The 11825-nt window shown below is 46.3% G+C and carries 14 protein-coding genes; all 14 read right to left on the reverse strand.

The window, feature by feature from the left end; all coding sequences use genetic code 11:
• On the reverse strand, nucleotides 1-751 hold a 751-nt coding region (locus tag GXO76_00100), incomplete at its 3' end, for a 4Fe-4S dicluster domain-containing protein (GenBank protein ID NOY76243.1).
• Nucleotides 752-765: 14 nt separating this feature from the next.
• A complete protein-coding gene (locus GXO76_00105) occupies nucleotides 766-1875 on the reverse strand; it encodes an NADH-quinone oxidoreductase subunit D (GenBank protein NOY76244.1) in 1110 nt (369 codons plus the stop codon).
• Entirely contained in the window at nucleotides 1872-2492 is a 621-nt protein-coding gene (locus GXO76_00110) for an NADH-quinone oxidoreductase subunit C (GenBank protein NOY76245.1), read from the reverse strand. The genes GXO76_00105 and GXO76_00110 overlap by 4 nt, the downstream gene beginning before the upstream one ends.
• Before the next feature lie 18 nt (nucleotides 2493-2510).
• Nucleotides 2511-3071, reverse strand: coding sequence for an NADH-quinone oxidoreductase subunit B (locus tag GXO76_00115; protein NOY76246.1), 561 nt, complete (start codon nucleotides 3069-3071; stop codon nucleotides 2511-2513).
• A 64-nt stretch (nucleotides 3072-3135) separates the two neighbouring features.
• On the reverse strand, nucleotides 3136-4029 hold the full coding sequence (locus GXO76_00120) for an NADH-quinone oxidoreductase subunit H (GenBank protein NOY76247.1): 894 nt from the start codon (nucleotides 4027-4029) through the stop codon (nucleotides 3136-3138).
• A gap of 115 nt (nucleotides 4030-4144) precedes the next feature.
• Nucleotides 4145-6007 carry a hypothetical protein gene (locus GXO76_00125; GenBank protein NOY76248.1) on the reverse strand — a complete coding sequence of 621 codons (1863 nt, stop codon included), beginning with the start codon at nucleotides 6005-6007 and terminating at the stop codon, nucleotides 4145-4147.
• A 21-nt stretch (nucleotides 6008-6028) separates the two neighbouring features.
• Nucleotides 6029-7402 (reverse strand): proton-conducting membrane transporter, encoded by a 1374-nt coding sequence (locus GXO76_00130; protein ID NOY76249.1) that lies wholly within the window; start codon nucleotides 7400-7402, stop codon nucleotides 6029-6031.
• Nucleotides 7403-7586: 184 nt separating this feature from the next.
• Complete coding sequence (locus GXO76_00135; protein NOY76250.1) at nucleotides 7587-7928, reverse strand: cation:proton antiporter; 342 nt, start codon at nucleotides 7926-7928, stop codon at nucleotides 7587-7589.
• A 40-nt stretch (nucleotides 7929-7968) separates the two neighbouring features.
• A complete protein-coding gene (locus tag GXO76_00140) occupies nucleotides 7969-8655 on the reverse strand; it encodes a cation:proton antiporter (GenBank protein NOY76251.1) in 687 nt (228 codons plus the stop codon).
• A complete protein-coding gene (locus GXO76_00145; protein ID NOY76252.1) occupies nucleotides 8652-8894 on the reverse strand; it encodes a DUF4040 domain-containing protein in 243 nt (80 codons plus the stop codon). Before GXO76_00145 ends, GXO76_00140 begins: the two co-directional genes overlap by 4 nt.
• Nucleotides 8895-9236: a Na+/H+ antiporter subunit G gene (locus GXO76_00150; protein NOY76253.1), complete on the reverse strand. Its 342-nt coding sequence runs from the start codon at nucleotides 9234-9236 to the stop codon at nucleotides 8895-8897.
• A complete protein-coding gene (locus tag GXO76_00155; GenBank protein NOY76254.1) occupies nucleotides 9236-9481 on the reverse strand; it encodes a cation:proton antiporter in 246 nt (81 codons plus the stop codon). Before GXO76_00155 ends, GXO76_00150 begins: the two co-directional genes overlap by 1 nt.
• Nucleotides 9481-9981, reverse strand: coding sequence for a Na+/H+ antiporter subunit E (locus GXO76_00160; GenBank protein NOY76255.1), 501 nt, complete (start codon nucleotides 9979-9981; stop codon nucleotides 9481-9483). The genes GXO76_00155 and GXO76_00160 overlap by 1 nt, the downstream gene beginning before the upstream one ends.
• A 550-nt stretch (nucleotides 9982-10531) precedes the next feature.
• Nucleotides 10532-11212 carry a response regulator transcription factor gene (locus GXO76_00165; GenBank protein ID NOY76256.1) on the reverse strand — a complete coding sequence of 227 codons (681 nt, stop codon included), beginning with the start codon at nucleotides 11210-11212 and terminating at the stop codon, nucleotides 10532-10534.
• Nucleotides 11213-11825 lie beyond the last annotated feature (613 nt).

The following is an 11825-nucleotide window of genomic DNA, read 5'->3' on the forward strand; positions in this document are numbered from 1 at the left end:
CCGGCTCGCCCCGATGTCCAATCACGCACACCCCCTCGCATCGCCGCGTACAAACCTTTCCACACATTTCACCCAGGGGATTATTATCGTAGATCACCTGCAGGGACTCCAGATCGTCCGCTTCTGCAATGGCGCGAATATATTCCGGAATGTGCATGTGATCGGGACAGGCCGACACACAAATACCGCACCCTGCGCAGCGGGAGGCCTCTGAGCGGGCTTCGTCCTCCATGTAGCCCAAAACAACCTCGGCAAAGGACTGAACCCGTTCCTTCGGATCCAATTCCCGCATGGGTACCCGCACCCAATCCAGCAGGTTGTACCCTTTTTCAGATATGTAGCTGAGCTTTTCGCCAAATTCCGGATGCTCGACGCCCGGCAGCAGTAAGAAATCTTCAGGATCATCCGAAATGTGGGTGTATTCTTTGGAGAGGGCCAGAGATCCCGTGGGACACACATCCACACAAAGACCGCACCAACAGCACCGTCCGTAATCGATTCGCGGACGCAGCCCGGAATCACCGGTCTTGGGCTCGATGCCGGGGACCCTTACCATGTCGATAGCCGCATTCTGGCAAATATTGGCGCAATTTCCACATCCGATGCAGGTTTCAATATCATTATAATGAAAACCCCGGTAGCGGTCCGCCGTTTCCTTTGTCTCTTTGGGATAGCGAATCGTATGAGGCTTTTTTCCGAGAAATTTCAGGGCAGAAAAGGGAGATAATACATTTTTAATCGTCGCACTCATTCCATCGTCCTCATTTATCTCTCAATCTCCGGGGGACAGGTACCCAGACTGTTCATAATCATTGAGACATCTGCAATATTCTGTTCGATTAACAAATCTTCCAACAAAGAAACACCATGCACAAAGGCCGGTCCGCGGGCATGAACACGTCTGGGTTTCGTCGATCCGTCGCTGACCACGTAGTAGGCAAATTCGCCTCGAGCCGATTCCGTACGAACGTACGCATCCCCTTTGGGCACCTTCCAGTAGAAGGGATTGGGAATGGGTTCATAAACATCCCCCTCCGGCAGTTTGTCCAGCACCTGACGGACAATGGAAATGGACTGTCCGATTTCAAATCGGCGGATCATGGCCCGGGCGTACACATCCGATTCGGAACGCGTGGGAACAATAAAATCCACTTCGGGATATTTTTCATACGGATCATCTATTCGTATGTCGTAATGGTGACCTGAGGCCCGAAGGGGTGGTCCGACCACTCCCCACTCCAGCGCCTTTTCCGGTTCGATAACGCCGATGCCCTGAGCCCGCTTCAAAAACATGGCATTTTCGAACAGAAGCCGATCGTAGTCGGGCAGCCGGCTCTCGAGGTAATCCATTGTTTTCAACGCTTTATCGCGGAACCCTTTCGGCAAATCCCGGCGGACCCCTCCCGGCCAGATGTACATGTGATACACGCGGCCGCCCGTTAAATCCTCAAATAAATCCAGAATATAATCACGATCCCCGATGGTCCACTGAGGCATGGTGTAAAGCCCGACAGAAGCCGACTGGCCGCCCATCCAGAGCAAATAGGCCTGGATTCGGCTCAATTCCAAAACCATTGTCCGAATCCATTTGGCTCGTTCCGGAATCTCGATACCCGCGAGTTCCTCCACACCGCGGGCAAAATTTTCTTCATTGGGATCCGGTTCCGGGACGCAAATCCGGCAAACGATGGGAAAACATTGAATGTACAACCGCTCTTCCATCAATTTTTCAAATCCCCGATGCAGGTACCCCACATGCGTGGTGGCCTTCTTAATGGTATCGCCCACGATTTTGAGCTCGATCATCATATTGCCGGTAATTCCGGGGTGCTGGGGGCCAAGGAACAGGGTGGTTTCTTTCACGGTTTGAATCATTTTTCTTTCTCCCCGTTTTTGGTGTGAATCACAACCCGGTCTTCCTCGAATCCGACAACCCCATCCTGCCGTTCGTGGTAGGTTTCCGCAATAACCACGCGGGGTACGTAGTGTTCATCCCGGCCCGGACGCCAGTCGTAGGTTTCATTAACGTACTTTCGCGTATTAAAATCGCGGCGCATGGGCGGAATGGCATCCCAGTCCTCCAGTAAAAACGGGGTTTGATTGGGATTTCCCTCAAAATCAATTCCGAACATCTCGTGGATTTCCCTTTCGTAGGTCTGAGCCTGTCTCCAAAGCGGACGAATCGTCACAAATTTTGGATTTTCCCGATCGACCCGAACCTTCACCAAAACAAGCACCTTTTTTGTGTAAGACCAGAAAAAATAAACCAGCTCAAATTGTTTTTCCTCTATCCAATCCACACAGGAAATCAAGGAAAGGTGCTGAAATTGATGATAATATTTCAAATTACTGGCCAAAGAAGGAAGTAAATCTCCCCTCAAAACGACCTCTATTCGCCTTTCACGAATCACACGAACCTTTGCCGAGTGGAATGTGCTTTCGATCGTTCGGGCAATTTCAGTTTCAACGGCATGTGATTTTTCAATATTCATAATTAACAATCCAATTTATTACCAATTATAATCCGGCATCGTCCAATTTTTTATGATTTTTCTTTGATTCGCCCGGTACCATTCCAGGTTGTCCCTGTACTTTTGATAACCATTTGCCCGGCCGTTCTTAATATTCTCCTGAAGGTGAAGCAGGGATTCGATAATGGATTCGGGCCGCGGCATGCATCCGGCAATCCAGGTATCCACAGGAATATATTTATCCAACATTTTAATGGTGTTGTAGGAATCCCAGTACATTCCGCCGTTAATGGGACACGAGCCAAAACCGATGACATATTTTGGATCCTGCATCTGTTCGTAGGTTCGGATAATCCGCTTGAGCGTTTTTACCGTCACGTAGCCTGTCACCAAAATCACGTCAGCCTGGCGGGGTGTGGCCATCATAGTAATGCCAAACCGTTCCACATCGTAACGGGAGGTCATTGTGGGCGGTACTTCGATAGCCCCGCAACCCGTACCATAAGCAATCACCCAGAGGGAATTTTTCCTTGCCCAGTTGGCTACAATCTCCAATCCCTTATCTTCGGGGGAATTTACAGCGTCTAATTTACCGTTCATAATGAATCCGTTTATTCCTTTGCTCTAACCAAAAAATACAATGTCGTTCAGTGTTAGGCGGCCGTTACCAAATCAATAAAACCAGGCCAAGCAGTCCAATCAGGGTCGGCCAGGTCCAAAAAAAGCCGATGGTTTGTTCGGTTCGAAACCGGGGATAAACCAATCCCACAAAAACCGGCCACAAAAAGATTGCAAATGTCTTGACCACTAAAGAAACCAGATTGCCGGCTCCCCCTAAAAACAAATCTGTAAAGAGGGTCAGTTTCGCAAACACAAAAATGGCGTGGCTGGACATCATGGTTCCCAGATATTTCCCCCCAAATTCTGACATGGGGCCGGATGCAATTTCCTGAGGGGCAATGGGCACATCAAAGGGCTGGTGCCCCATCATACCCAACAGGGCAACAAAAGCCGCAATACTGGCCAAGGGGGAATGAATTATGTTCCAATGGCCCCCCGCCTGAGCGTTCACCAATTCCACCAACGAGGTGGTATGATAGTGCATCATCAGGGTAATAACGGCCACAAGAAACGGTAATTCAAACCCAAGCATTTGGGTAAGGCCTCTTGAAACCCCGATAATGCCGTTGGGGTTTGCGCTTTCCCCAACAGCCAGAGCCATTCCAAGGCTGCCGAACACCATCAAATAAATAATGAGAATTAAATCTCCTTGAAAGCTCAAACCGGAAAAAAAAGTGGATCCGGTCAGTACCGGAATAAACAGCAGGGTGGACACCGAACCGGTTACTGCAAAAGCCGGCCCCAGATGAAACATGGTTCCGTGTGAAATGGCTGATTTTTTCTTAAATAGCTTTATGACATCAATAAACTGCTGGTAAACCGGTGGTCCATAGCGATTTTGTACCCTGGCCGTAATTTTTCGGTCAATTCCCATGTACAGGAGCCCGATTGTCCAGGCCATAAAAACAATTACCAGCAATCCCAAAAGTGTGGTCATCTAAAACAACTCCCTTTCAATCCTTCCTAATCTGCCAGATACGGACTCAAGATGAGTACGTGTCACCGTTTTACTCAATTCCGCCGTGCAAAAAAATACGGCCACACCCCGCAAACTAAAAAACAATATGCCGGGCAAAGATGAATAATGTGGCCAAAAATAGAATAACATACAACGCGTACGTCTGACCGTTTCCGGTGTAGACGAACCGTAAATAGTCAAATAGATTTTCCAAATTGGCCGCAAGGCTCGTGTAGAACCGATCGGCACTGTTTTTCAGAATCATCCAGAAGGCGCGTGCAAACGGTTTATAAAAGTCCGTTGCATATTTAAAAGATGCCCCCTCGGGAATCGGCTCACCGGACGTGTGGATATCGTTTTGTGTGGCCTTTTTTGACTTGGACCAGAACCACGTCAGAGCCACGGCTACTCCCAGTAAGACGGTTCCCACGGTAGAAGCCACGGTAAACGGATTGACATGCCCGGTGGGGGCTGTCAAATGATACGTCCCGACGTTTAGGGGGGCCACACCCGGGACAAACGCCATGGCCTTCGAAATCACACTCAGGGCCAATGACGGACGAACCCCGAACAGAACAGTCAAACTCAGCAAAATCAACATGGGAATCCGCATCGACCAGGGCACCTCTTTGACATCCTCAAATTGCTCCGGAAGCGGTCCCAGAAAAACAGAGGCGATCAGGCGGTACGCGTAGAGAAAAGCCCCCGTACTGGCGATCATGGCCACAATCAAAAGAAAAACCATCTGGTTGTTGATTAAGGCCTCGTATAAAATCCACTTGGCGGGGAATCCGCTTAAGGGCGGAATACCCGCAAGGGTGATAATACCGAACAACATAATTACAAACGAATAGGGCATTTTTTTGATGAGCCCCCCCAGTTCGTCCATGCGGTGGGTTCCCGTACGGTAGAAGACGGCACCCATTACCAGAAAAAGCATCCCCTTAAAAATGGCATGGTTCAGGGCCTGAAAAAATGCACCGGCCACCCCCAGCGTAGACGCCACTCCCAAACCCAAAATAATGTACCCCACCTGTCCCACACTGGAATAGGCAAGCAGTTTTTTACCATCCTCCTGGACGACGGCAATGATTGTGGCAACAAAGGCCGTAACGGCGCCAAACCAGGCAATAACATAGTGAAATGTGGGCGTTCCCAGCACACTGCCGAATCCCTGCATCAGCTTTCCACCCGCCAAAACGAACAGAAGAATCACAAAACCGTATGCCCCCATTTTACTCAGGGCGCCGGAAAACAGTGCTGTAAAGGGTGCCGGTGAGGCTTCATACGCATCCGGTGCCCAGGTGTGCAGCGGGATAACCGCTGCCTTAACCCCGAAGCCAATGGAAAACAGCGTGAACACCATGAACAAATTGGCCGTGCTCAAGGCGGGCAGATCAGCGGCAATCGTCGAAAAATCCAGTACGCCAAATTTGGAATAGAGAAAAACAATCGCCAGGAGCATGGAATAGGCGCCAATGACACTCATCACAAAGTATTTGAGTCCCGCCTTCTGAGCTTCATACCGATAGTAAATGACATTTAAAAAGGAGGACCAGGTCATAATTTCCCAAAAGAAGAAGAGCGAGAGGAAATCTGCCGAAAAAAGGATCCCCATCATCGAAGCGACGGTCATGACAAAGGCAAAATAAAAATAATCCTGCCGTTCGTGATTCCACAGATACGTAAATGTAAACGGGACAATCAGGAAAGCCAGCCCCATAACAATACTACCAAAAAACCATGACAACATGTTGGTATGCCAGGTCAGGTGAAATCCCATCAGCGACCACGAGAACGAGGAGGTTTTTCCGTAAAGTCCCAGAAAAACAATAGATGCCCAGGTCATTCCCGCAAAAATAACACCGTTCCGAAGGGTCTTGGAAACCCTTCCCAAAGCAGGCAGTACAATTGCGGTTGAAAATAAAATCAGCAAAATTTCGACGATCGGATTCATGACTAAAATTTATCCCGGTTCTTAGAACGTTCCTAACACACTGTGAATATAGAATTGTTTGTCGAATAATTCCCGTGCAGCCGGATGCAACAAAGCCATCACCCAATTGGGATACAGTCCGATTACAATGGCCGCGATAACCAGAACTCCCATTGAAATTAAACCCGACAGGGGCAGTTGTTCCGCCTGAATATTTTGTCCGGCAGGTTTAAAGAAAAGTCTGCCAACCACGCGAAGGTAGTAAACCGCCTCAATAACGCTGCCCAACAAAATAAGGGCGGCAATGAGCATGTAATGGGCCTTGACCGTCTCGGAAATGATCAGGAATTTGCTCCAAAATCCATTCAGGGGGGGCAGCCCGATAATTCCAAAAGCACCGACACTGAATGCCAGAGCCGTGAGCGGAGTCTTTCGCCCCATGCCGTCCATATCTTCAATATTCTTACTGCCCGAATGGTACACCAGATACCCGGCTGCAAGAAAGAGAAGCGCTTTCAGAATGGCGTGATTCAGGATCTGAAAAAGTCCCGCCACAATTCCACCTAACGTTCCCAGACCCAACGCGACTAAAATCATTCCCATCTGGCCGATGCTTGAGAACGCCAGCATTCGCTTCACCTGTTTCTGACGCAGGGCAGACATTTCTGCAATCAGCAGTGTAATGATTCCCATTATGACAAGAAAATAGAACAAGCTGTGAAAATCAAATATCGTGTAGATCATGCGGGCGAGGGCATACACGGCCCCCTTTACAACAATTGCCCCGAAGATAGCCCCAATGGGAGAAGGCGCCATCGAATAGGCATCGGGAGCCCACCCGTTCAGAGGAAACATCTCCGATTCAATCCCCAAACCGACCACCATTAGAATAACGGCCATTACCGCCAGTTTGGGATCCATGGTGGGCATTTTGGCCGCAATATCCGCCATGTTCAGGGTCCCGGTTCCCACGTAAATCAATAAAATACCCAACAAAACAAAATTGGACCCCAAGGAACCAATCATCAAATATTTAAATGCCGCTTCCGACCCATCCCTGTCGCGAATGAAACCCGTCAGCGCATAGGCTGAAATACTGGTGATCTCCATAAAAACAAACATATTGAAAATATCGCCCGTAAGAACCATTCCAAGAGATCCGGTGACCAGCATTAAACAAAGCATGCAGTATTTTTCTTTTGGCTCCACCTTGATATACCAGATGGAATAAATGGCCACCAAAAAGGCCACACTGGTAATGATCAGGGCCAGAAAAATTCCCAGAGGGCCAATGGTTAAATTGATACCGACGGGCGGCTTCCACCCTGCAATGACCACAATAATAGGCTTTTTGAGGGCTTTGGGGATCAGGGAAATCACCAGGTAAAGATTAAACCCAAGGGTTAAAAGGGGCAAGGCTTCTGCGGCGCCTTTCCAAAATTTTTGGGCAACAGGAATTAAAAATGCTGTGAACAAGGGCAATGCAATTAATAGTACAGGATCCACCGTTTCACCTATTCGTCTATTTTCTTTTTAGCCGTGCCTAAACCGATGTCAAACCGGAAATCTCTAAAAATCCACTCACTCCAGACCGAACAACTCACCATTTCAATTGTCGGATTTTGTTAATATTGAGTGTCTTATGATGATCGTACAATCGAATAACAATTGAAAGAGCCATAGCCGTGACCGCCAGACCAATCACGATGGCCGTTAGCACCAGTGCCTGGGGCACGGGATCGACCATTTGTGACGCCTTCATGGACATATTTGAAAAAATCGGAGCGGTCTTTCCATGGATATAACCAATTGAAATCAGAAGAATATTTACCCCGGTTTCAATTATGCTCAATCCAAGAACGATCTTAATCAAATTCTTTTTCGTCAGAACGGCGTACGCTCCAATCAAAATAAGTGAAATTGACGCCATATAATAAATCATGCCAAAAAATCCTTTGTCTTTTTACAGGATATCCTGCACGTTAACGAATGGTTTCCATCATATTATCGATCACACCGGTTAATTCAGAACCAACCTTCAGACCGATGGCAATGTAAATTAAGGGAATGACGCCCGCACTGAAAATCGTGTTGGGAACACCGGGCGGCAAAAAATTGTACAAAAAGCTCTGTCCGTAGATTAACCCCAGAAGCCCGATACTCACAAATATCATTCCGGCAAGGGATTCCGTAATGCTCAATCCCCAGTGACTTACATCGTAGCTCCGGTAGGCCATGTACATCAGCAGAAATCCGGTGGCAATAATCACCCCTCCCGGAAATCCGCCCCCCGGTGTCAGATGTCCGTGCACAAAAACATAGGCACCCAGCAAAACAATCAGCGGAAACAGGATTCGTGCCCCGACCCTCACAACGGGGCTGGCCTCTGTCCGCGGACGGCGTTTGCCCCGCTTGTCATAGAGCATCGCCCCCAGACCCGTTGCAGCCAGGAATAAAACCGTCACTTCTCCCAGCGTATCAAATCCCCTGAAATTGACAACAATGGCCGTTACAATATTAACAGAACCCGTTTTGGGAACGCCCTCCGTAAGATAAACCTTCGCCACATCCGGATTCATCCGATCCTGGCCGAAGGGAATGGCGGACATGGTTACAATGAGATAATAACCAATCACGGCCAGCGCTAAAATGCTTAAGGTTTTTCTCATTCTTCGTACCTTTTGGTTTTACGAACCGTAATAATAAAAATAACCGTTGTTAAGCCGACTCCAACGGCGGCTTCGGTCATTGCAACGTCGGGTGCCTGAAGCAGATAAAAATAGACCGACGCAATCAGACTAATGACCGAGCTGGCCACAATCGCCGCCACCAAATCCCTGAAATAAACCGTTAAAATGGCGGCGCCAATAATTACAACCGTTAATACAACCAATAAAGCTGTTGCCATTTATTCGTCCTCAATTCCACCGTGTTCGGAAACTTCTTTATAGTGATCCGTAACGCTTTTTCCCCACAGTTTTACACCGCTCTTGTAGCTTCCCCGGCCAAGCGCATGGCTTGAAATCGGAGATGCCAGAAGAATAAAAAATGCAATAATAATGGTTTTAAAAATCCATTGCGGATGAATAATCCCCACACCGACAATCGTAAAAAACGATCCCAGTGTGGTTGCCTTTGTACCCGCTTGCAGGCGGTTGTAGACATCGGGAAAACGAAGAATACCAAGCCCCCCCAAAAATAAAAAAATAACGCCGATGGTGGTTACGATATGTCCGATAACAGTCAGCATTAGAGCCCCCCTTCCAGGTATCGGGCAATCGTCAAAACGCCCACAAAACTTAAGACGGCATAAACCAAGGCTACATCGATGTAAATGTAGCGATCAAAGTACAATCCCAAAAGAACCAGAAGAGACGTTGTGATTGTGGTCATGGCATCGGCAGCCACCAGGCGGTCCGATGTGGTTGGGCCCTTAATCACACGCAGGCTGGTTACCACCAATGCAAGGCCAATGACTGCAAAATAAAAAATCATCACTCGTATATCTCCTTTAAGTATTTTTCAAATTTTCCGGCAATGATTTCGCGGGCCTTTTCTTTGTCGTCCGTTTTGACATCAATCCAGTGGATAAAATATCGGTCTCCAATAATGTCCATGGTCAATGTGCCGGGAGTTAACGTAATCGAATTGGCCAGAGCCAATTTCCCAACCTCGGATGTGAGGGTGGTCTTGAACTCAACAATCCCCGGATTAATGGGCATTTTAGGACTGAGCACACGATAGGCCACATCCAGATTGGCCTTAATCATTTCCCAGAAGAAAACAAAAAAATAAATGAAAAGTGTAAATACACGCTTGGGGGCTAAATTACGCAGACCGGTTGAATTAAAATGGGGTGCATAAAAGTAGGCAGATATGAAAGAAAACGTAAATCCGACAATTAGTTCTTGCGGATTTAATGAGCTTGTAAAAGCAATCCAGATTCCGAAAAACGCAATAAGGCTGAATAAAAATTGATTGAATCTTCCGGCCATTTTTCCAGTATCCTATCTCTTTGAGAATGAGTATGATATCTCAACCACACGCACCTTATCCTGACCCGGAAGAAATTCTTCAGGTAAATCGGCCTTATTTTGAATCTATTTAAAGTATCTTTATACATTTCCGAGATCAGGTTCATTCGTTTTGTCGGCTTATTCCGACGAACGCTTTCTTTATTTAACCGTTACAAAACGAGCAACCATCACCTGTATTTTCCAGATCTGCCCATTTTGTAACTATAGTGTATTGTGCATTGAATCTATAGTTTCTACTATAGCTTTTTTCGGCATATAAGCTAATTGTTGGAAGAATTAAAGTCAAGACTTTTTTTAATTTTTTTGGGAGAATAAAAAATATTTCCCTTTAAATAGGCACCTATTGGTCCTATTAAATTGGGTGTCTATTCGGAGATAAAAAAAAGCCCCCGGCTCTCGCCGAAGGCCCCTTGGGAGGAAGAAATATGAAGAAATAAACGGGAACAAAAATATGTTTTGAATTTTCTACTAATATTTCGGCATCATTTTCAAAAACTTTAGACTTATTTTACATAAATCGATAACCGACTCCGTGGATTGTTTCAATATATTTTGAAGGATATTTTACCTCCCCCAATTTTTCACGCAGGCGCTTAATATGAACGTCCACCGTACGGTTTGTGACATAGATTTTATGCCCCCAAACCTTTTCCAGAATTTCCTGGCGCGAAAACACATTTTCTCGTCGCGACGCCAAAAGATAGAGCAGTTTGAATTGAATATAGGTTAAGTCGATGGGGTGCCCGGCCTTTTTCACGCGATGTTCATCCAGATCAATTTCAATATCCCGCACCTTAATGCGGTTTTGTGTAAGACGGATACGCCGGTACAGCGCTTTTACCCGGGCCAGCATTTCCCGCATGCCAAACGGATAATTGATAAAATCATCGGCCCCCAATTCCAACCCCTTGACTCGGTCATTCTCATCCGCATCATAAGCACTTAAAACAATGCCTATTCGGCGGGTCAACTGATCATTCTTCAATTCGCGGCATATTTCCCACCCGGAAATCTCAGGAAGATTGGCGTCCAAAAAGAGAATAATGGGCGGATCTTCATTCAAATGAGAAATAACCCCCCTGCCGTCCTTGGCTTCTGCAATACTAAAACCTGATTCGCGAAGTGTTTTTACAATTTTTTTTCTGAGAATCTCATTCTCAACTGCCACTAAAATTTTGTCTTCTCCCATAGGTCTTGTCCTTTTTTCAGTGTTTTGAGGTCTGCTCTCTATTTTGATTTCCTTAGTCAAAGGGAAATGGTGTCACTTTGTTCGCGAATCATTCAGTTACACTTCTTTATTTAGCAAGCAATATGCCATGATTTTGAAATCGGCCCTAATAAATCCCAACTTTTTTTATCCCAATACTTATGTGACGTTTATCTTATTGTTATTGCAATTGTTACAATCGGAATTATTTTTTATTTTTTTCATCTTGAAACAATTCTTTGCTCTGTTCTTAAAAAATAGTCCCCTTTCTTGTTTCATAATGGCACATTTCTGATCAAAAATATGACAAAAAATTAACCAAATGCCCAATTCTTGACCAGCTGACACAGAGCAAACAAGCTATTTTTCCAAAAAGATTGTCTTCCTCACAAAAAGCCAGGTGAACCATACATATTAATTGAATAATGCAGGTGACTTCCCGACTTGATTTCAACGGGATCGATTCGTATATTGAAAGAGTGGTCTACTGGCTTTTTTGTGGGAAAAATGACTTTTTTAAATAAGACAGAGCTTCTTTTTGACCGATTGCTTGACTTGGGTAAAAAGGCTATATATTGTTTGTTATGGGCTTGGT

It is taken from the genome of Calditrichota bacterium (assembly GCA_013151735.1).
Taxonomy (GTDB): domain Bacteria; phylum Zhuqueibacterota; class JdFR-76; order JdFR-76; family BMS3Abin05; genus BMS3Abin05.